Origin of the sequence: Pseudomonas sp. O230 (assembly GCF_045447035.1) — a bacterium.
In the GTDB taxonomy this organism is placed as follows: Bacteria; Pseudomonadota; Gammaproteobacteria; order Pseudomonadales; family Pseudomonadaceae; genus Aquipseudomonas.
In genome coordinates, this window is sequence record NZ_JBJGXN010000005.1 from 22245 (window position 1) to 43115 (window position 20871).

Sequence of the window (20871 nt, forward strand, 5' to 3'; positions counted from 1 at the left end):
TCACTTCCACCCCTTCCACTCACCGCCCTCATATTTCAGACGATTTCCTTGGGTATCAAAGTATTGTTGATAACGCGTAATAGTGCCCGGACTAAAATCAGGCAACGGATCAATTACCCGTATTTCTATATTTTTATTGCCAATCTTCTCAGTACTAACAAGCTTATAGTACGGACTATCACCGTGGGTTCCACCGCCCGGATGGAACTCTACCTCTTTTATTGTCGGGTGTCCTTCAATGTTAAAGACCTGTGCTTTACCTGAAGTGCCAGCCAATGGTGCTTTCGGCGTAACGCTCGCACCATCAAGCGTTAGCGACTGCTTGATATCATCAATCGATTTACCCCACATGCTCGACGGCGATTCAGCAATATTTCGAGGAATCCCTGCTTGGGCGGCCAGATCGTCTCTCAACCCAACACGCGCAATTGCAGAAGTAGCCGGCACTTCAGCTGCACCAGTTACTTTTGCACCAACCGTAGCAAGCCGCTTAGCCAGTAAAGCCCTTAATACAGCAGGAGCCCCTGTAAGCGCAAGTGCAACATCAAGATCCCAGGTTACGTCACTGATACCGCCACCCAGTACGGTTGAAACCCTTTGCACCAGATCATCGATTTCGCTTTGGCTGCTAGAAACTCCAGCGATTTCTCTCAGGTAAATGGCAGCATTTTTCTCACCAAACTGCTTCTTCCAGGACTCTGGAACGATGTCTTTATCGTCAGCCCAGTTGCTACCGCCACTCTGAGACCACTGCGAAGATGTATTGAACAATGCTGAATCAACAAACTGCGCCGTTGTCGACTGGAAGGCATGAACCTCCGCGCCATTGGCGACGATCGTGCGCCCGTCGCCCCAAGTAAGTGCGATATTCTGAGACGCCAGGCGATGGATGCTCGTTATTGCTTCTTGCAGGTCATTTGCGAAATGCTGTCCCTCCGGGCTACCCGGAGGAAAGCTCGCCAGAAGCGCCTGCAGTCGTGCGTTTTCTGTCGCATCCACTTGGGCATTAGCAGCAAGCAGCAGAACATCGCCCCAGGACATGTCGGACGTAGGCTTACCCAAACGTTTCTCAAGGGCATCTGCTTCTTCGGTTAGGGCTTTCTTCTCTGCAGAATGCAACAGCCGGTTATAGGACGTTGCACTCCCGGCGACCCAAGATCCTGTCTGCAGGGCACTCCCATCACCACCTTGCGCGGCGGCTGCCAGTACGCCGATCACTTGGGAGTTCATAACCAGAAGCTTGTTTCTCTGCTCCTTAGGCATCCCGCTGTACTGCGTGGCCAGAATATCAACCAGAAGCTCATTCACGCCGCCAGCCAGTGCACCGGTCTTGAAGTCCCCACCGGCAGCTTCCGCGGCCAAGCCGCCCATCACGGCATGCAGACCCGCCTTGGCCAATCCTCCCTCGGATAGCTTGTGACGATCACTGAAATCTCCAACCCAGTTGAAGCCTACTGCCGCAAAGGTATTTGCCAGGCTGCTGCGCAGAGCATCATCGAACTGACTATCCCCTCCCAATGCACGATCCAGGAGTGTCGAAGTACCGTTTTGCAGGAGTTGGTTAGCAGCAAAACGCCCTGCACCCTCCAGAGTGGACAGTCCACTGCTTGTAATAACCTTGCCGCCGTTTTGCAACACGCCGCCGGCGCCTGTTTGGGTGCTGGTCCATTGGTCATAAACACCGGCTGTCAGACCGGCCGTGACACCCGAAACCACATAACCACGCAGAGCGCCTGCGGAGGTGACATCCTTCAGAACCGCCCCTAGATCACCTCCGTTATTGATGAAGCTAACAGTCGCGTTGCTCGCCGCACCTGCTGCGATAGCGCTAAGCGCCAGATTGGCCCAGCCAGCCGCTACTGTTGAACCGACCGCAGCGCCGCCAGCTACGGCTGATGCTGTTGCTGTACCTGCTGCCGCCATGGCCGTGCCAGAACCAGCCATTGCCCCCCCGATAAAGCCACTGGCAGCACCTGCCGTGAAGTACGTCACGATGATCGCAATGATCAACTGCACAGCTCCGCCCATACTGGAATGGCTGTACTTATAGGCGTCGTGTATCTCCTTGACCTGACGCCAATCCACATCCCCACGCTTCTCAGCCTCTTTAAGCCACGCAAGTTGCGGATCGGCCTTGACCATCGCATCGATGGTCTGACTTACCAATTGTTGATCGACCTGTTTTATGTCGATTTTCAGGCCTTCGACCGCTTTGATCACTAGTTTGCCTTGGGCAACCATCTGGGTCTGACGCAAGGTTTCGTCGGTATTGCCTTTGCCCGACATCGAGTTCCAAATCAGGCTGCTTTTGCTCTTGTCGTGGCTTTCCTGATGCGAATCCTTCACCGCCTCAAACGTGATGCTCCCACCACTGTCGAGCGTCAGGTCCTTACCACTATTGAGCTTGGCCACCTGATACAACTGATCCCCGCCGCTCTCCAGCGCCAGGTTCCCTCCGCTGGTAATCTGACTGCCGATGTTTTTCACATCCGTCACTTCATCGCGGCGAGTTGCCTTGCTGCCCCAACTCCCCTTTTTCTTCATGTCATACAGCGTGTAATCCCTGTTTTCCGCGGCGAGCACGTTGAGGTTGTTGCCGGCGTAAACGTAGGCCTCGTTGCCTGCTGTCAGGTTACTCGCCAGCAGCGTTACATCCCCTGCGGCCTTGACGGACAGATTCCCACCCGCACTAAACTCGCTGGCCACCTGACGAGTCTGGTCATCGATCTCATGAACCTTTTTGTTGCCCTTCTTGTAGCGGCTCTCAAGGTTGTGTTCGTCCTCGGCCGAGATCAGGTTGATGTCGCCGTCGGCGCTGGCGTTCAGGTCCTTTCCGGCACTGGCCTTGCTGGCGACGGAGTTGAGGTCGCGGCCCGCGTGCAGGGTCAGGTTGCCCGCGGCGGTTACGCTGGAGCCCAACTGGGTGAGGGTTTCTTCGGTGCGCAGGCCGCGACGCAGGGCGTCGCGGGTGACGGTGCGGTCTTCAACCGCGAGCAGGTTGATGTCGTTGCCGGCGGTCAACGTGGCATCGCCGCCACTGCTGATCTGGCCTTTGCTGGTCAGGTTGTTCGCCGCGTTGATCGTCAGTTTTGAACCGGCGCTGATGCTGCTGCCGGCATCGACCTGGGTGTTGCTGCCGGCGCCGATGTTGAAGGTCGTGGCGGTGCGGTCGTTGGTGATGTCGCCCTTGAGGCTGGTGAGGTTGACCTTGTCGGCGCGGATTTCCCCGGCCATGGCGTTGCGGATGCTGTCTTGTGCCAGCAGGGTCAGGTTGGCGTTGGCCTGCGCCAGGCCGCCCTGCAAGATACTGCCGCCGCTCAATGCGCTCAGATTTTCACTGGCGCGCAATGTCCCGACGTTTTTCAGATCACCGCCGGTGATCATCTCCACGTTGCGCCCCTGAACCAGACTGCCGCCGCGCAGATTTCGCGAGTCGACTTTGGCCAGGTACAGCACCGGCACCAGCACGGTTTCGCCGTCGATGACCCGCTCTTCCATCCAGACGATGTCGTGGGTCAAGGCCGCCACTTGCTGCGAGGTCAGCGTGACGCCGACGCTCAGGTTCAGGGCGTTCTTGCTGCTGATGGCGTTGTCCATCAGGTACTGGAATTGCTCGTAGTCGCTGCTCAGGCCATCGGCGAGGAAGCGCTGGCCGGTCTGGGCGCGCACGGCGTCGGCAATCAGTCGGGTTTCGTAGCGGCCATCGCCCAATCGGCGTGCGGCCTGGTCGGGGTCGTAGCCGAGCTTGCCGATCAAGTAGTCCGAGCTCATGAACTTCGAGAGGTCGACGAGCGAGGGGTTGGTTTCGATCAGGTATTTGTTGGCCGGGTTTCGGCTCTGGGTGAACAGGCCGTAATCGCCTTGAGGCAGGCGGAAACTCGGGAGCAAGGTCGGGTCGATGCCGACGAACGCTGCGCCGGTAAAATCGACCGGGACAAAGCTGACTTTTACGCTGCCGTCGACAGCGACGGTTTCAATGCGTGTGACGTCCTTCAGCGGGCCCGGGCTGCCCACCGGACTGGCGAGGATTATTTGCTGGCCACCGGCGCCAAAGGCCTGGCTGTCGAGGGTGGCGCCGATGAGCTGGGCGTTCCCCTGATTAGTGAGGCTGCCGTTGACCAGCTCTCCGCTGACGTTCAGTTTCAGCGTGCCACCGGCCTGCACGGTGCCGACATGGGTCGTGTTGTTGCCGGGCATGATGGTGTTGGTGATGTTCTCGATCGGGTATTGCGTCACCTCGATCGGAATCGGCGCCTGATTGGCGAGAGGCTGCCCGGCGTAGTTGGCGTTCCAGGCGTTGGTCGCAGCTTCGGTGACCCGGTAGGCACTCTTGCTGACGCCGCTGAGGAAGTAGTTGATGTTCTCTTCGCGATTGTCGAGGGTGAACCCGCGGTTATAAAAGTTGCTGGCCGTGATGGTCGCGTGGCGGTTGGCGGCCAGCAGGCTTTGGCTGTTGATGACGATGACCGCGTCGAGCAACAGGTCCTGGTTAGCCAGCAGGCGCGACGCTGGGGAGTCCTTGAGAATGCGGCCTTCGTAAAGGGTGCGAACAATGTAATAGCCGGAGTGAGTGCCGCCGCTGCAATCGGTGCAGTTGATCACGATGCTGCGGCTGGCGATGGCTTGGGTGGCTTCGAAATCAGCCTTTTCGTTGGTCAGCTCGCGCACCTTGATGTCGATGTCACTGGCGCTTTCGATGCTGCCGGAGCGGTTGATCAACTGGCTGGCCTTGCCACCATCCAGGGCCGCGAAGCTGAGTTTTCCCTTGCTGTAGAAGTCGGCGTAGCGGTTGAGCAGACTGTCGGCGCGCAAGGTCATGTCGGCGCCGCTGAAGATCAGGCTGTCCGCCCGGTTATTGATGTCTCGGGCAGCGCTGAGGCTGAGTAGCTGCTGCGCGCCAAGCGTGCCACCGTTGTCGATGCGGTCGGCGACGACGCTCAGATTGGCGCTGGACGTCAGCCGGCCGAAGTTGTCGAGGGTGCCGCTGAGGGCCAGTGCGCCGTTGCCGGCACTGGCGATTCGGCCGCCGTTCTGGGTCACGTTGACGGCGTTGATTTTCAACGCCTGCTGGGTCGAAATCAGCCCTTGGTTGGTCAGATTCAGGAAACGCTAACCGATGAGCGTTATCGCCTGAAGCAGACGAATCCGGGAAGACGGCAGGAAACCTCTTCAACGCATGCCGGAAGAAACCAAGGGCAGCAGGACGATTCCCAAGCGCTGTTTCCACCGTGCGCAGCCAGCGGAACTTTAAGGCCTCGAGTGGCCTCAACCGTTTAACCGCCCGATATGGAACCGAGGCCCAACCGATGAAAACCCTACTGAAACTTACCCTCGCCGCCACCCTCGCCTGCGCCCTGCCCGTTTGGGCCTGTACGCCCGAGGAAGCCACCCTCAAACGCGAACAACTGGCCAAGGAAGTCGCCAAGCTCACCGAGCAGAATCCGAAGAAGGCCAAGGAGATCAACGATGAGTTGCAGAAAATGGATTTGGGTACGGCCAGCGCGGATCTACCGGACAAGTGCCAGTTGATCGATCAGCGCATGAAAGAGTTGGAGACGGCGGATAAAAAAGCCGAAAGCTGATCATTGGGAAAGCAGCCCGCCGCTCCTGCAAGTGATTGCTTTACGGGCATAAAAAAACCGGACATTAGTCCGGTTTTTTTGGCTTGCTACGGCGCTTTATTCAGCAGCCGGGGCTTCCGGCTTGCGGCGCTTGAGCGGCGCCATGCCGTCCTTGCTGACCAGCGACAGGGCGTCGGTCTTCGGGCGGTTGGCGATTTTGCGCTTGGTCGGTGCCTTGGCGCCGGTTTTCTTCTTCTCGCCCTTGGCGTCGACCTTTTTCTTCTTCACGCCAACCGCTTTACCCGAGGCCTTGACCTTTTTCGGTCCGCCGTAGGTGCCTTTGACTTCCTTGATGGTGCGGCGCTCGAAGCTCTGCTTGAGGTAGCGCTCGACGCTCGACATCAGGTTCCAGTCGCCGTGGCAGATCAGCGAGATGGCCAGGCCATCGTTGCCGGCGCGACCGGTACGACCGATGCGGTGAACGTACTCATCGCCGCTGCGTGGCATGTCGAAGTTGATCACCAGGTCCAGACCGTCGACGTCGAGGCCGCGCGCGGCGACGTCGGTGGCGACGAGGATTTTCACGCCGCCCTGCTTCAGACGGTCGATCGCCAGTTTGCGGTCTTTCTGGTCCTTGTCGCCGTGCAGCACGAACGCTTTGTAATCTTGGGCGACCAAGCGGCCGTAGATACGGTCGGCCATCGCCCTGGTGTTGGTGAACACGATGGCCTTCTGATAGGTCTCGTTGGCCAGCAGCCAGTTCACGATCTGCTCTTTGTGCTGGTTGTGGTCAGCGGTGATGATCTGCTGACGGGTGGTCGCGTTCAGGTCGCTGACGTTGTTCAGCTGCAGGTGTTCCGGATTGTTCAGAACCTTGGCCACCATCTCGCGCAGGCCCGAACCGCCAGTGGTGGCGGAGAACAGCATGGTCTGCTGGCGATTGGTGCACTCTTCCACCAGACGCTGCACGTCTTCGGCGAAGCCCATGTCGAGCATGCGGTCGGCTTCGTCGAGTACCAGCACTTCGACTTCTTTCAAATCAAGGTTGCCGGCGTTCAGTTGTTCGATCATCCGGCCCGGCGTACCGATCAGGATGTCCGGCACCTTGCGCAGCATGGCGGCCTGGACCTTGAAGTCTTCACCGCCGGTGATCAGGCCGGACTTGATGAAGGTGAACTGCGCGAAGCGCTCGACTTCCTTGATGGTCTGCTGGGCCAGCTCGCGGGTTGGCAGCAGGATCAGGGTCTTGATGCTGACGCGGATTTTCGCCGGGCCGATCAGACGGTTGAGGATCGGCAAAACGAAAGCAGCGGTTTTGCCGCTACCGGTTTGCGCTGTCACCCGCAGGTCACGCCCTTGGAGCGCCAGCGGAATAGCCGCTGCTTGCACAGGCGTTGGCTCGACAAATTTAAGCTCGGCCACGGCTTTGAGCAGGCGTTCGTGCAGGGCGAATTGGGAAAACACGGGTGCTACCTCGAAGAAATACAAAAAAACAGCTGCATAGGGTAACGGTTTCGAGCGCGAAGGCCGAGTTTCTTTATGCAATCGAGCGTAAACAGTGGCTTTTTTGTTGCGTTTTTTGTCCTCAAACGTCATGCAAAGCCTCTTAAATGCTCTAATCGCGCCGACGCGTCCTATAGAAGAAACGGTTTTACCCATGGATATCAAACAGCTCTGGCTCAACATCCAAGACCTCTGGGGTGCGCTCGATCAGCATCCGCTCCTGCATTCCGGCCTCGGGCTGCTTGTGTTGCTGGTGGTGGCGCTAGGCCTCGGACGAGTGGCGCGTTACCTGGTCCTCCACGCGACCAAAATGCTCGGCCGCCAACCGGCGCTGCACTGGGTCAACGACCTTCGGCATAACAAGGTGTTTCACCGATTGGCGCAGATGACGCCGTCGCTGGTGATCCAGTTCGGCCTGCACCTGGTGCCGGAACTGAGCAAAACCAGCCTGACTTTCCTCGGCAACGTCGCACTGGCCTTCACCATTCTGTTCCTGGTGCTGGCCATCAGCGCCCTGCTCAATACGTTGCTGGACATCTACGCCCGCACCGAACACGCCCGCACCCGCTCGATCAAAGGCTACGTGCAACTGGCGAAAATGGTGTTGTATGTGTTTGGCGCCATCATCATCGTCGCGACCTTGATCGACCGTTCGCCGCTGTTGCTGCTGTCGGGGCTTGGCGCCATGTCGGCGGTGATCCTGTTGGTCTACAAGGACACCCTGCTGTCGTTCGTCGCCAGCGTACAACTGACCAGCAACGACATGCTGCGGGTCGGCGACTGGATCGAGATGCCGCAAGTCGGCGCCGATGGCGATGTGGTGGACATCACGCTACACACGGTCAAAGTGCAGAACTTCGATAAAACCATCGTTTCGATTCCGACCTGGCGCCTGATGTCCGAGTCGTTCAAGAACTGGCGCGGCATGCAGCAGTCCGGTGGGCGACGGATCAAGCGCAGTCTGTTCATCGATGCCAGCGGCGTGCGGTTCGTGCGCGATGACGAAGAAGCAAAACTGGCGCAGGTGCATTTGCTGACGGACTACATCAGCCGCAAACAAGCCGAACTGAAAGCCTGGAACGAGGCGCAGGGCAACGTCGCGGCCATGTCGGCCAACCGTCGGCGGATGACCAACATCGGGACCTTCCGCGCCTATGCGCTGGCGTATTTGAAGAGCCACCCGGAGGTCCAACCCAACATGACCTGCATGGTGCGGCAGATGCAAACCACGGCGCAGGGGATTCCACTGGAAATCTACTGCTTCACCCGCACCACGGCGTGGGCGGATTACGAGCGGATTCAGGGGGATATTTTCGATTACTTGCTGGCGGTGCTGCCGGAGTTCGGGTTGAGCCTTTACCAGCAGCCGAGTGGCGGGGATCTGCGGGCCGGATTACTCCCGGCCATGCTGGGCGCTAGCCACATCCCCGAACCCGAAAAACACATCATGTAACCCCACAAAAACTTGTGGGAGCGGGCTTGCCCGCGATGGGGGCGTGTCAGTCAATGGATTCGTAGACTGACACTCCGCCATCGCGAGCAGGCCCGCTCCCACATGGACCGCATCGTTCAGATGATCACTGCTTACTTGACCTGACGCTGCGGTGCCTTGTGCACCATGGTGTAAGCGTAATCCACGCCCATGCCATACGCGCCGCTGTGTTCCAGCACCAGTTCCATCACGGCCTCGTAAGTATCTTTGTGTGCCCAGTCACGCTGGTATTCCAGCAACACTTGTTGCCAGGTGACCGGCACCGCGCCGGCTTGAATCATCCGCTGCACCGACATGTCGTGAGCTTCTTTGGTGGTGCCGCCAGACGCGTCGGTCACGATGTAGACCTCGTAGCCTTCAGCCAGGGCTTCCAGCGCCGGGAAGGTCAGGCAGACTTCGGTCCAGAGCGCGGCAATGATCAGCTTCTTGCGACCGGTGGCTTTCACCGCGTCAACCAGTGCCTTGTCTTCCCAGGAGTTCATCGAGGTGCGCTCGATCGGCTTTTGATCCGGGTGCACGGCCAGCAGCTCCGGCCAGATGAAACCGCTGAAGCTTTCGGTTTCCACCGAGGTGTAGATCGTCGGCACGTTGAAGATCTTGGCGGCCTTGGCCAGGCCAACCGTGTTGTTCTTCAGGGTCTGACGGTCAATCGATTGCACGCCGAATGCCATTTGCGGCTGGTGGTCGATCAGGATCAGAGCGGAGTTGGTTGGGTTGAGCAATTCACGAATAGACATGGCGCGTTCCTTTTGATGTCGATAATTCAAATCAGTAATGGGTTAGTCGACGCGGCTTTCAGAGGCTTTGTCGTCGGCTTGGATGTCACTTTAGGGGCTAGCAAGGAAAGGGACAATTACCTAAAATCGAGAATCATTGATTCTAAAATAGGGACAATCATGGATCGCATCGAATGCATGCGCGCGTTCGTCGTCACGGTCGGCGAGAACGGCTTCGCGGCCGCGGCACGGGCAATGGATGTGCCGCGATCAAAAGTCAGCAAACAGATTCAGGCGCTGGAGGAAGCCATCGGCGTGCAATTGCTGCAGCGCACCACGCGCAGCCTGCACCTGACCGAAGCTGGCGCGGAGTATTTCGACGCGGCGCGGGAAGTGCTGGCCTCGCTGGACGAGGCCGAACAGCGTGCTCGTAATGGCATCGGTGAGTTACGCGGGGTGCTGCGAGTCAATGCGCCGATGTCTTTCGGGTTGCGCCGACTGGGGCCGCTGATTCCGCTGTTTCATGAACAACACCCGAACATAGAGCTGCAACTGGTGCTCAGCGATCAGCAGGTTGACCCGGTGCGCGGTGGTTTCGACGTGACTATCCGCATCGCCAGCATGCCGGACTCGACGATGATTGCCCGGCAACTGGCGCCAGCCCCGCGCATCATGGTCGCCTCACCTGCGTACCTCGAACGCGCTGGCACGCCGCAGACGCCGCAGGATCTGCGGGCCCATCAATGTTTGAACTACGGATATTTGCAAAGCGGCGTGAGTTTGCAGCTGTGCAACGGCAAGGAAACCCAACGGGTCAACGTCACGGGTCCGTTGCACGCCAACAATGGCGACTTGCTCGCCCAGGCCGCCGAGGCCGGAATGGGCATCGCGCTGTTGCCCAACTTCATTGTCGAGGATGCGTTGGCGGCTGGCCGGTTGGTGCCGGTGATGTGTGAATGGCAGGCGCCGGCGATCACGATCAACGCGGTCTATCCCTCGGCACGCCGGGTGCCGCAAAAGACCCGGACCTTCATCGAGTTTCTGGTGGCGCAGCTGGCAGAGAAATAACGCAAAGCCTTGTAGGAGCCGGCTTGCTGCGGGCGGCGTTCCGACGAAGGCGGAGTGTCAGGCAGTATTGATAGCGCCTGACACGCCCTCATCGCGAGCAAGCTTGCTCCTACGCAGAGCGAATGGCGGTGCGCCTGATGCCCAGTCGACTGATCCAAACCGCCATCAAAATCACTGATCCGCCAAAGAACAACCGCCCCAGTTCTTCATGCTGATTCCAGATCAGCAGATTGATCAGCAATCCGACCGGCACATGCAGATTGTTCATCACTGCCAGCGTCCCGCCATTCACCAGGCATGCGCCCTTGTTCCACCAGTACAACCCCAACGCGGTCGAGACCAGACCGAGGAACACCAGCACGCCCCATTGCAGCGGTGCTTCGGGCAGGAAGTTCGGTTTGCCGAACAGCAGAAACGCCGGCAACGCCACCGCCAATGCCCCCAGGTAGAAGTAACCGAAGCGCCGGTAATGTGGCAGATCGCTCGGATGACGCGCCACCAGATGCTTATAAAGCACCTGCCCGGCGGCGTAGGTGAAGTTGGCCAGTTGCAGCAGCAGGAACCCCATGAAGAAATCCGGGTTGATCCGGTCGTAGCGAATCACCGCCGCGCCGAGCACCGCCACCAGCGCTGCGACCAGGGCCCACGGATTGAAGCGTCGGTTCAGCGCGTCTTCGATCAGCGTCACGTGCAGCGGCGTGAGAATGGTGAACAGCAACACTTCCGGCACCGTCAGCACCCGGAAGCTCAGGTACAGGCAGACGTAAGTCACACCGAACTGCAACGCACCGATCAGCAGCATGCCGCGCATGAACGCCGGCTCCACCGAGCGCCAGCGCGTCAACGGAATAAAGACCAATCCCGCCAGCAGCACCCGCACCAGCACCGCGAAGTAACTGTCGACATGACCGGCCAGGTATTCGCCGATCAGACTGAAGGAAAACGCCTGGATCAGCGTGACAAAAAGTAGATAGCCCATGCTCGCCTCGTTTTGAATGGCGGCGACGATAGCGGGTTTTGTCGGCGATCGCGAGAACACACAGATCCCTGTAGGAGCGGGCTTGCCCGCGATGACGGTATATCAGCCGACATACATGGTGAATATGGCGCCGCCATCGCGGGCAAGCCCGCTCCCACAGGTTTATGTGTACGCCAACCAAATCACAGGCAAAAAAAAGCCCGATCTCGCTAAAGCGTTCAATCGGGCTACAGCACTCAGGAGCAACAAGTGCAAAGGGAGGTCGATGCGCGTACAGGCTTGAAGGGTTGCGCCAGGTCACTAGACCATCCAGTGATTATCTGGCGATTAACGGGTCAGGCAACCTGGGAAAGCTTGGCGTTGGCCTGGTTAAGACCCTTCTCCTGGAAGTCGCCACCCAGGTTCATGCCTTCGGCGTGGATGAACGTCACGTCGTGAATGCCGATGAAGCCCATGACCTGGCGCAGGTACGGTTCCTGATGATCCGCGGTGCTACCGGCGTAGATCCCGCCGCGCGCCGTCAACACGTAAGCGCGTTTGCCGCTGAGCATGCCTTGCGGGCCGGTGTCGGTGTATTTGAAGGTCACGCCGGCACGCAGCACGTGGTCGAGCCAGGCTTTGAGCGTGCTCGGGATCGCGAAGTTGTACATCGGTGCAGCCATCACCAGTACGTCGGCGGCCAGCAACTCATCGGTCAACTGGTTGGAGCGTTCCAGAGAAGCCTGTTCGATGTCGTTGCGCTGCTCGGCGGGTTTCATCCAGCCGCCCAGCAGGTTGATGTCGAGGTGCGGCACCGGATTGACCGCCAAGTCACGCACGGTGATCTGGTCGTTGGGGTGGGCGCTTTTCCACTGGCTGATGAAGGTCTGGGTCAGTTGACGCGAAACCGAGTCTTGCTGACGGGCGCTGCTTTCGATGATCAGAACGCGGGACATGGGATGTAGCCTCCATCTGAGAATGCTGTAAGTCGATGGAGTGAAGGTTAAACAGAGCCATATCGATGAAAAAGCGCAAATAACTGCTATAACCCATCAATAAATTCGTTTATAAGCTGAGCATGCCTCGTGGGAGGGACCTTGTTCGCTCCCACAGGATGTTGATGTTATTTCGGGGTGCAGCTCAGGTTGATCCGCATCTTGATGATGGTTCGGCTGAACTTGGCGGTGGCATTTGTATGTTTACCGGCAGCCACTTCGATATTGCGGGTGCGCGGCGCTTCCGGACCGTTATTGAAAACCACCTTACAGACTGCATCGGTGCTGCCGTAGTTGTTGACCTGAATGGAGGCGATGTCGGTATCCGTGTCATAGGCGTTGTAGTCGATGCTCAAGCCATTCAGCTGTTTTTGCACGTCGATCGGATAGGCAAACGCAGTCAACGGCAGCATCGCCAGCAGCACATAACAGAATTTTTTCATTCGGCAGTCTCCAATAAGGACCGCCAGCTTAGGACAAGAGGAGCTCAAGATGAAAGCGCCCCGCGTGACCCTTGATCAATGGCGAACGTTACAGGCCGTGGTCGACCACGGCGGTTTCGCCCAGGCCGCCGAAGCGCTGCACCGCTCGCAATCGTCAGTCAGCTACACCGTGGCACGCATGCAGGATCAGCTCGGCGTGCCATTGCTGCGCATTGACGGGCGCAAAGCCGTATTGACCGAAGCCGGCGGCGTACTGCTGCGCCGTTCTCGGCAACTGGTGAAACAGGCCAGCCAACTGGAAGACCTTGCGCATCACATGGAGCAAGGCTGGGAAGCGGAAGTACGGCTGGTGGTCGACGCCGCGTACCCGAGCGCCCGCCTCGTCCGCGCCTTGACCGCGTTCATGCCGCAAAGCCGTGGCTGCCGTGTGCGGCTGCGCGAAGAAGTATTGTCGGGGGTTGAAGAAGTCTTGCTCGAAGGCGTGGCCGACCTGGCGATCACCGGTTTCAGTATTCCCGGCTATCTGGGCGCGGAATTGAGCGACGTCGAATTCGTCGCCGTCGCCCACCCCGAGCACGCCCTGCACCGTTTGAACCGCGAATTGAATTTCCAGGACCTGGAAAGCCAGATGCAAGTGGTGATTCGCGACTCCGGCCGTCAGCAACCACGGGATGTTGGCTGGCTCGGCGCCGAACAGCGCTGGACCGTCGGCAGCCTGGCCACCGCCGCGACGTTTGTCGGCAGCGGCCTGGGATTTGCCTGGTTGCCACGCCACATGATCGAACGCGAACTGAAGGAAGGCACGCTCAAGCTGCTACCGTTGGATCAGGGCGGCAGCCGCAACCCGAGCTTCTACCTGTATTCGAACAAGGACAAACCGCTGGGCCCGGCGACGCAAATCCTCATCGAACTGCTGCGCACCTTCGACACCGCGCCGCTGGATGCGCCCTTCGCCGCCCCTGAACAAGCCTGACACGGAGTGATCGCATGGCCTATTTCGAACACGAAGGTTGCAACCTGCACTATGAGGAATATGGCCACGGTACGCCGTTGCTGCTGGTTCACGGGCTCGGTTCCAGTACCCTGGACTGGGAAAAACAGATCCCGGCCTTGTCGGCCCGCTACCGGGTGATCGTCCCGGATGTGCGCGGCCACGGCCGCTCCGACAAACCCCGCGAGCGCTACAGCATCGCCGGATTCAGCGCCGACCTGGTCGCCCTGATCGAACATCTGAACCTCGGCCCGGTACATTATGTGGGCCTGTCGATGGGCGGCATGATCGGCTTCCAGCTGGCGGTGGATCAGCCGCAATTGCTCAAGAGCCTGTGCATCGTCAACAGCGCGCCCGAGGTCAAATTGCGCAGCCGCGACGATTACTGGCAGTGGTTCAAACGCTGGAGCCTGATGCGCGCGCTCAGCCTGGGCACCATCGGCAAAGCCCTTGGAGGCAAACTGTTCCCCAAGCCGGAACAGACCGAATTGCGCCAAAAGATGGCCGAGCGCTGGGCAAAAAACGACAAACATGCTTATCTCGCCAGCTTCGATGCGATCGTGGGCTGGGGTGTTCAGGAACGACTTTCCAGGGTGTCCTGTCCAACCCTCATCGTCAGCGCCGACCGTGACTACACACCGGTGTCGCTGAAGGAGACTTACGTAAAACTGCTGCCTGATGCGCGGCTGGTGGTGATCGCCGATTCGCGTCACGCCACCCCGCTGGATCAACCCGAACGCTTCAACCAAACCCTGCTCGAGTTTCTCACCGCAGTCGACACCACCACACTCAGGATCACTGACCCATGCTGAAAAAAATTGCCCTCGTCGCTGGCACCGTTCTGTTTGCCGCCAACCTGATGGCCGCCACGCCCGCCAAGGCGCCACACGTGCTGCTGGAAACCACCAACGGCCAGATCGAAATCGAACTGGACCCGGTCAAGGCGCCGATCAGTACCAAGAACTTCCTTGAGTACGTCGACAGCGGCTTCTACAACAACACGATTTTTCACCGCGTGATTCCGGGCTTCATGGTCCAGGGCGGTGGTTTCACCCAACAAATGCAGCAAAAAGAAACCAAGGCTCCGATCAAGAACGAGTCCAAAAACGGCCTGCATAACGTCCGTGGCACGCTGTCCATGGCACGCACCTCCGTGCCGGATTCGGCCACCAGCCAGTTCTTCATCAACGTGAAGGACAACGACTTCCTGGACCAGGGCGATGGCTATGCTGTCTTCGGTAAAGTCGTGAAAGGCATGGATGTCGTGGACGTCATCGTCAACTCGCAAACGACGACCCGTGGCGGCATGAAAGATGTGCCGGCCGATCCTGTGTTCATCAAGTCGGCCAAGCGCATCGACTGAGACCGAAACGCACAGGGAGTGTTGAGCGGCGCCGGCATCCGGCGCCGCTCATAGTGTTTAAAGGAGAGCCCGCACGCGGGCGGAGAACTGATGCTTTATCGCCGTTTTGAAAAACTGATCGACATCTTCCGTGAAGCCCCGACGGCGGCCCCGCCCGATCGTGTTCTGCCCTTCTATACCTATTACCTGAAGCAGGTCTGGCCGAGTTTCGCCGCCCTGCTGATCGTCGGCCTGTTTGGCGCGCTGATCGAAGTGGCGCTGTTCAGTTATCTGAGCCGTATCATCGACCTGGCCCAAGGCACACCCAACGTCAATTTCTTCCAGGAACACGGCATCGAACTGGCCTGGATGGCGGTGGTCGCGCTGATCCTGCGCCCCATATTCGTGGGCCTGCATGACTTGCTGGTGCACCAGACCCTGAGCCCGAGCATGACCAGCATGATCCGCTGGCAAAACCACAGTTACGTGCTCAAGCAGAGCCTGAATTTCTTCCAGAACGACTTCGCCGGACGCATCGCCCAACGCATCATGCAAACCGGCAACTCGCTGCGCGATTCCGCCGTACAGGCAGTGGACGCGCTGTGGCATGTGGGGATCTACGCAATCAGTTCGCTGGTGCTGTTTGCCGAAGCTGACTGGCGCCTGATGATTCCGCTGCTGACCTGGATCGCCGCGTACGTCGGCGCCCTCTGCTACTTCGTGCCACGGGTGAAAGAGCGCTCGGTGGTGTCCTCGGATGCGCGCTCCAAGCTCATGGGCCGGATCGTCGATGGCTACACCAACATCACCACCTTGAAGCTGTTCGCCCACACCAATTTCGAGCAGCAATACGCCAAGGAAGCCATCGAAGAACAGACGGTCAAAGCCCAACTGGCCGGTCGCGTGGTCACCAGCATGGACGTGGTCATCACCAGCATGAACGGCTTGCTGATCGTCAGCACCACGGGCCTGGCCCTGTGGCTGTGGACGCAGTCGCTGATTACGGTGGGCGCCATTGCGCTGGCCACCGGCCTGGTGATCCGCATCGTCAACATGTCCGGCTGGATCATGTGGGTGGTCACCGGCATTTTCGAAAACATCGGCATGGTTCAGGACGGTTTGCAGACCATCTCGCAACCGGTCAGCATCACCGATCGTGCGGAAGCCAAACCGCTGACCGTCGCTCGGGGCGAAGTACGTTTCGAGCACGTGGATTTCCACTACGGCAAGAAGAGCGGGATCATCGGCGACCTCAACCTGACGATCAAACCGGGTGAAAAAATCGGCTTGATCGGCCCGTCCGGTGCTGGCAAATCGACCTTGGTCAACCTGTTGCTGCGCCTCTATGACGTGCAGGGCGGGCGGATTCTGATCGACGGCCAGAACATCGCCGAAGTCGGCCAGGAAAGCCTGCGCGAGCGCATCGGCATGATCACTCAGGACACGTCGCTGCTGCACCGCTCGATCCGCGACAATTTGCTTTACGGCAAACCGGACGCCACCGATGCCGAACTCTGGGAAGCGGTGCACAAGGCCCGGGCCGACGAGTTCATCCCGTTGCTCTCGGACGCCGAAGGTCGTACCGGTTTCGATGCGCATGTCGGTGAGCGCGGGGTGAAACTCTCCGGCGGGCAGCGTCAGCGGATCGCCATCGCCCGCGTGCTGCTCAAGGACGCGCCGATCCTGATCATGGACGAAGCCACCTCGGCGCTGGATTCGGAAGTCGAAGCGGCAATTCAGGAAAGCCTGGAAACCCTGATGCAGGGTAAAACCGTGATTGCCATTGCCCACCGGCTGTCGACCATTGCGCGGATGGACCGCTTGGTGGTGCTGGAAAAAGGCCAGATTGCCGAGATGGGGACTCATGCTGAGCTGCTGGCGCATGGTGGGTTGTATGCACGGTTGTGGCAACACCAGACCGGGGGGTTTGTCGGGATCGATTGAGGCTTCTGGATTGGGTGAATATCCGTTTTTTGGTGATGGCTGATGTGGGTTCCGCCATTACCGCAAAAACGGATATGCCCCCAATGCCAATCCCAATCCAATAAAACCGCCCCAACCCGCCACCCACGGGCCCCGGCAGTTCCCATACCCACTGGAATTCCAGAAAAACCCTGCTGTACTCAGCCAAGGTTCTGGAGATGAGCCTGTCGTAAATCAGCAGGATGCATAACTCGATAAAGTCTCGATAGGAAGCCTATCAAGGACGCTCTCATGTCTCTGTTCAAACGTTCAGTCACTGAGTTGTTAGGTACGTTCTGGCTGGTGTTGGGGGGTTGCGGCAGTGCGGTTCTGGCCGCGTCTTCTCCGCTTGGGATCGGGGTACTCGGTGTCGCCATCGCCTTTGGTCTCACCGTGCTGACCATGGCGTTCGCCATCGGCCATATCTCCGGTTGCCATCTCAACCCCGCCGTATCGGTGGGTTTGTTCGTGGGGGGGCGGTTCCCGGCCAAAGAACTGCCCGCCTACATCATCGCCCAGGTCATCGGCGGGGTTATTGCCGCCGCGTTGATCTACTACATCGCCAGCGGCAAGGAAGGCTTCGACCTCTCCGCCGGCCTGGCCTCCAACGGCTACGGCGAACACTCCCCCGGTAAATACTCGATGGCTGCAGGCTTTGTCTGTGAGCTGGTGATGACGGCGATGTTTGTGCTGATCATCCTCGGCGCCACCGACAAACGTGCACCCGCCGGGCTCGCGCCGATCGCCATCGGCCTGGCCCTGACGCTGATCCACCTGATCTCGATTCCCGTCACCAACACCTCGGTCAACCCGGCCCGCAGTACCGGCCCGGCCCTGATCGTCGGCGGTTGGGCGATCGCGCAATTGTGGATGTTCTGGGTCGCGCCGCTGCTGGGTGCGGTGGTCGGCGGTGTGACCTATCGATGGCTGGGCAAGGAAGGCACTTGACCCTTCGGACGAGGATCAGCCTTGTCGATAAGGCAAGGCAGTCCTCGCTTCCTCGGCATAGGCCAGTACGCCGAGACGCTCCTGATGAAGGAAGTCTTTGACGGCGGCTTTCAGGCCGGGATGGCGCAAGTAGTGCCAGGAGTGGGTGATCACCGGTTCAAACCCACGAATCAGTTTGTGCTCACCCTGAGCACCGGCATCGAAACGCTGAAAGCCGTTGGCAATCGCGTAGTCCATCCCTTGATAGAAACACGTCTCGAAGTGCAGACGATCGAACTCCGCCAGACAGCCCCAGTAACGGCCATAAAAACTGTCGCCACCCACCAGGCTGAAGGCCATGGCCACCGGCCGTGAGCCCTGTTTGGCCAGGACCACGCGAATCGATTCCGGCATGCGTTCGGCCAACAGACTGAAAAACTCTCGCGTCAGATAAGGCCTTTGCCTGCGCACGGCGTAGGTATTGGCGTAACAGGCGTAAACGAAATCCCACTGCGCCTGATCCAGTTGCCGACCTTCCAGCCATTCGAAATCAAAGCCCTGCCCCGCCACTTGCTCGCGCTCTTTACGCATCTGCTTGCGTTTGCGCGAACTGAGGACGTCGAGGAAATCCTGAAAATCCCGATAGCCGCGATTTTGCCAGTGGTACTGACAGCCAATGCGCTGCAACCAGCCGGGTTGTTCGGACAGCGCTGCGTCGGTGAACGGATCGGTGAAATTGATGTGCGCGCTGGAGAGTTCTTCGATTTCGAGGTAGCCCGGCAAACTCTTCAGCAGTTCGAAACCGTCCTCGACCGAGGCCGCCAGCAAGCGCGGCCCGCTGACCGGGCTGAACGGCACGGCGGTTAACAGTTTGGGGTAATAGTCGATGCCGGCACGCTCGCAGGCATCGGCCCAGGCGTGATCGAACACGTACTCGCCATAGGAATGCCATTTACGGTAACTGGGCAGCGCGGCAATCAATCGGTCCCCATCCATGTGCAACAAATGCTCGGGCTGCCAACCGGAATGCGCGCCGACGCTGCCACTGTCTTCCAGTGCACTGAGAAAGGCATGGCGCAGAAACGGCTGGGTTTGCGGCACCAGGGCATCCCAGGTGTGCGGCGGTATTGCGGACAGGCGTTCCAGACGTTGCAGCGGCATCACTTCCCTCTCCACTTCTTGGCATAAAAGCCTCGCGAGTATCGCCTATCGAGGCGCAATCCACACTCACGATCCGCCGACAGGGCCCGGAATAGAAAGTTCCTTGGTCCTTTGTATCGTCATCTACCCGCCATCACTTTGCCACTGCTTTGTCATAAACCATCGCGATACTGGCGCCTGTTTTTAGAGCGCCGGGTTATAGCACTCGGCCACTGTTTTCCGTCCCTTTGCGGTCGGTTGTGCCCCGGATGGCTCAGTCATCCCATTCATCTTCGGAGATTGATATGCGTCTTGCTTCCACGAAAACTGCGGCGGCTCTGTGTGGTGGTCTGCTGCTGGCCATGAGTGTTCCGGCCAGCGCCGCAGTCGACGCCAAACTGCTCGACATGCTGAAGGCTAACGGTTCGATTAACAATGCGCAGTACAACGAACTGCAAGCCGAACTGGCACGGGATCAGAAAGAACAGCAAATCGCCCGTCAGGCTCAACAAGAGACCAACGAGCAGATCGCGGCCACCGCGAAGAAAACCGAAGCACTGAGCACCTTCGACCAGAAGCTGGCGTGGGCTGCCAAGACCCAGTTCAAGGGTGACGTGCGTTTCCGCCAGGAAACGGTCAAGAACGACGGTGTTTCAAACAACAAAGACCAGGATCGCCAGCGCGTTCGTGCCCGCCTGGGTGCCTATACCGAAATCAACCCGCAAGTCGACACCGGTATCCGCATCGCCACCGGCAACAACGACGACGCTCGTTCCACCAACCAGAGTCTGGACAACTACTTCGACAAGAAGTCGATATGGCTGGACCAGGGTTACGTCGACTACCACCCCGACTTCGCCAAGAACCTGCACATCGTTGGCGGCAAGATGCCGCAGCAATGGGTGAGCATGGGCGACATAATCTGGGATAGCGACATCAGCCCGGAAGGTCTGTCCCTGGCTTACAAATACCCACTGGGCTCCAGCGCGGAGCTATTCGGTAGCGCCGGCCACTACACCCTCAAGGACAACGTCGACGGCGACGGCGTGCAGTTCAAACACGACCTGCGTCTGTACGCTGGCCAGTTGGGCGCACGCTTCGCCATCACCGACAACCTGAAACTGACTTTGGGTGGCAGCGTCTACGGCTACGACAACGACGACGACATCACCGCCGGTGGCACCAGCATTCCATCGGTACTGGCCACCAACGGCAACACCCCGAACGAGCAGTTCAAGTTGTACGAAGGCTTTGGTCAGCTCGACATCGGCGGCCTGGCAGTGCCGCTGTCGTTGTACGGTCAGATCGTCAACAACAAAGACGCCAGCAACGATCAGGACACTGGCTGGTTGGCCGGTGTGAAAACCAAGTTCTACGGCTTCGGCGTGGACTACAACTACCGCGACGTACAACGTAACGCCGTGGTCGGCGCTTTCACCGACTCTGACTTCGCCAACGGTTTCACCGGTTCGCGCGGCAGCAAGTTGAAAGTTAACTACGAGCTGGACAAGAACTTCACCCTGGGCGCGACGTACTTCATGGCGAAATCCGACTATACCAACGCCACTCTGCGGGACTCGAAAATCAACACCCTGCAACTGGATGCCGAAGCCAAGTTCTGATCCCTGCTACACAGTTCGGGCAAGGAAGCCCAAGCTGATTTTACAAACTCGCGTTGCGGTATCGGTCCCCATCATCCGTCCGATACAGCAGCGCGAGTTTTTTTATGCAAAAAAAAGATCGCAGCCTTCGCAGGCTGCGATCTTTTCATTT

At 58.9% G+C, this 20871-nt stretch carries 15 protein-coding genes and 1 pseudogene; 9 read left to right on the forward strand and 7 right to left on the reverse strand.

The annotated features are described in order from the left end of the window. A complete protein-coding gene (locus ACI77H_RS11405; protein WP_407012005.1) occupies positions 1-5061 on the reverse strand; it encodes a DUF637 domain-containing protein in 5061 nt (1686 codons plus the stop codon). Between the two features lie 245 nt (positions 5062-5306). Between ACI77H_RS11405 and ACI77H_RS11410 the strand changes: the two genes are divergently transcribed. Then, positions 5307-5582, forward strand: coding sequence for a hypothetical protein (locus ACI77H_RS11410; protein WP_407012006.1), 276 nt, complete (start codon positions 5307-5309; stop codon positions 5580-5582). Between the two features lie 96 nt (positions 5583-5678). Here the strand turns inward: ACI77H_RS11410 and ACI77H_RS11415 are convergent, their stop codons facing one another. Further along, positions 5679-7025 (reverse strand): DEAD/DEAH box helicase, encoded by a 1347-nt coding sequence (locus ACI77H_RS11415; protein ID WP_407012007.1) that lies wholly within the window; start codon positions 7023-7025, stop codon positions 5679-5681. 193 nt (positions 7026-7218) lie between these two features. Here ACI77H_RS11415 and ACI77H_RS11420 point away from each other — a divergent pair, with 193 nt between their 5' ends. Next, on the forward strand, positions 7219-8517 hold the full coding sequence (locus ACI77H_RS11420; RefSeq protein WP_407012008.1) for a mechanosensitive ion channel family protein: 1299 nt from the start codon (positions 7219-7221) through the stop codon (positions 8515-8517). Positions 8518-8648: 131 nt separating this feature from the next. On the opposite strand, the gene ACI77H_RS11425 is transcribed toward ACI77H_RS11420, so the two are convergent. Further along, positions 8649-9293, reverse strand: coding sequence for a hydrolase (locus tag ACI77H_RS11425; protein ID WP_150634053.1), 645 nt, complete (start codon positions 9291-9293; stop codon positions 8649-8651). Positions 9294-9452: 159 nt separating this feature from the next. Between ACI77H_RS11425 and ACI77H_RS11430 the strand changes: the two genes are divergently transcribed. Continuing rightward, positions 9453-10340: a LysR family transcriptional regulator gene (locus ACI77H_RS11430; protein ID WP_008034284.1), complete on the forward strand. Its 888-nt coding sequence runs from the start codon at positions 9453-9455 to the stop codon at positions 10338-10340. 109 nt (positions 10341-10449) lie between these two features. Here ACI77H_RS11430 and ACI77H_RS11435 read toward each other — a convergent pair whose 3' ends face one another. The 3 genes from ACI77H_RS11435 to ACI77H_RS11445 form a co-directional block, all read right to left on the reverse strand. After that, a complete protein-coding gene (locus tag ACI77H_RS11435) occupies positions 10450-11319 on the reverse strand; it encodes a carboxylate/amino acid/amine transporter (protein ID WP_407012009.1) in 870 nt (289 codons plus the stop codon). Between the two features lie 335 nt (positions 11320-11654). After that, positions 11655-12254 (reverse strand): FMN-dependent NADH-azoreductase, encoded by a 600-nt coding sequence (locus ACI77H_RS11440; RefSeq protein ID WP_407012010.1) that lies wholly within the window; start codon positions 12252-12254, stop codon positions 11655-11657. A 167-nt stretch (positions 12255-12421) separates the two neighbouring features. After that, on the reverse strand, positions 12422-12736 hold the full coding sequence (locus tag ACI77H_RS11445) for a 3-phosphoglycerate kinase (protein WP_407012011.1): 315 nt from the start codon (positions 12734-12736) through the stop codon (positions 12422-12424). 49 nt (positions 12737-12785) lie between these two features. On the opposite strand from ACI77H_RS11445, the gene ACI77H_RS11450 reads away from it, so the two are divergent. The 5 genes and pseudogenes from ACI77H_RS11450 (at position 12786) to aqpZ (ending at position 17979) form a co-directional block, all read left to right on the forward strand. Beyond that, on the forward strand, positions 12786-13709 hold the full coding sequence (locus tag ACI77H_RS11450) for a LysR family transcriptional regulator (protein ID WP_017337034.1): 924 nt from the start codon (positions 12786-12788) through the stop codon (positions 13707-13709). Between the two features lie 14 nt (positions 13710-13723). After that, positions 13724-14529, forward strand: a pseudogene (locus tag ACI77H_RS11455) (alpha/beta fold hydrolase). Positions 14530-14532: 3 nt separating this feature from the next. After that, on the forward strand, positions 14533-15090 hold the full coding sequence (locus tag ACI77H_RS11460) for a peptidylprolyl isomerase (RefSeq protein ID WP_407012012.1): 558 nt from the start codon (positions 14533-14535) through the stop codon (positions 15088-15090). Positions 15091-15180: 90 nt separating this feature from the next. Continuing rightward, on the forward strand, positions 15181-17013 hold the full coding sequence (locus ACI77H_RS11465; protein WP_407012013.1) for an ABC transporter ATP-binding protein: 1833 nt from the start codon (positions 15181-15183) through the stop codon (positions 17011-17013). 270 nt (positions 17014-17283) lie between these two features. Further along, the gene (gene aqpZ, locus ACI77H_RS11470; RefSeq protein ID WP_407012014.1) at positions 17284-17979 is read left to right on the forward strand and encodes an aquaporin Z; all 696 of its coding nucleotides are present in this window, start codon (positions 17284-17286) and stop codon (positions 17977-17979) included. Positions 17980-17994: 15 nt separating this feature from the next. Here the strand turns inward: aqpZ and ACI77H_RS11475 are convergent, their stop codons facing one another. Beyond that, positions 17995-19119 (reverse strand): GNAT family N-acetyltransferase, encoded by a 1125-nt coding sequence (locus ACI77H_RS11475; protein ID WP_407012015.1) that lies wholly within the window; start codon positions 19117-19119, stop codon positions 17995-17997. A gap of 284 nt (positions 19120-19403) precedes the next feature. Between ACI77H_RS11475 and ACI77H_RS11480 the strand changes: the two genes are divergently transcribed. Continuing rightward, positions 19404-20720, forward strand: a complete 1317-nt coding sequence (locus tag ACI77H_RS11480) for a putative porin (protein WP_407012016.1) — start codon at positions 19404-19406, stop codon at positions 20718-20720. Positions 20721-20871: the final 151 nt, after the last annotated feature.

Excerpts from the sequence above, each read along its gene's own strand:
- ACI77H_RS11410 (WP_407012006.1), top strand. The coding sequence starts at position 5,307 with ATGAAAACCCTACTGAAACTTACCCTCGCCGCCACCCTCGCCTGCGCC.
- ACI77H_RS11420 (WP_407012008.1), top strand. The coding sequence starts at position 7,219 with ATGGATATCAAACAGCTCTGGCTCAACATCCAAGACCTCTGGGGTGCG.
- ACI77H_RS11425 (WP_150634053.1), bottom strand. The coding sequence starts at position 9,293 with ATGTCTATTCGTGAATTGCTCAACCCAACCAACTCCGCTCTGATCCTG.
- ACI77H_RS11430 (WP_008034284.1), top strand. The coding sequence starts at position 9,453 with ATGGATCGCATCGAATGCATGCGCGCGTTCGTCGTCACGGTCGGCGAG.
- ACI77H_RS11435 (WP_407012009.1), bottom strand. The coding sequence starts at position 11,319 with ATGGGCTATCTACTTTTTGTCACGCTGATCCAGGCGTTTTCCTTCAGT.
- ACI77H_RS11440 (WP_407012010.1), bottom strand. The coding sequence starts at position 12,254 with ATGTCCCGCGTTCTGATCATCGAAAGCAGCGCCCGTCAGCAAGACTCG.
- ACI77H_RS11445 (WP_407012011.1), bottom strand. The coding sequence starts at position 12,736 with ATGAAAAAATTCTGTTATGTGCTGCTGGCGATGCTGCCGTTGACTGCG.
- ACI77H_RS11450 (WP_017337034.1), top strand. The coding sequence starts at position 12,786 with ATGAAAGCGCCCCGCGTGACCCTTGATCAATGGCGAACGTTACAGGCC.
- ACI77H_RS11460 (WP_407012012.1), top strand. The coding sequence starts at position 14,533 with ATGCTGAAAAAAATTGCCCTCGTCGCTGGCACCGTTCTGTTTGCCGCC.
- ACI77H_RS11465 (WP_407012013.1), top strand. The coding sequence starts at position 15,181 with ATGCTTTATCGCCGTTTTGAAAAACTGATCGACATCTTCCGTGAAGCC.
- aqpZ (WP_407012014.1), top strand. The coding sequence starts at position 17,284 with ATGTCTCTGTTCAAACGTTCAGTCACTGAGTTGTTAGGTACGTTCTGG.
- ACI77H_RS11475 (WP_407012015.1), bottom strand. The coding sequence starts at position 19,119 with ATGCCGCTGCAACGTCTGGAACGCCTGTCCGCAATACCGCCGCACACC.
- ACI77H_RS11480 (WP_407012016.1), top strand. The coding sequence starts at position 19,404 with ATGCGTCTTGCTTCCACGAAAACTGCGGCGGCTCTGTGTGGTGGTCTG.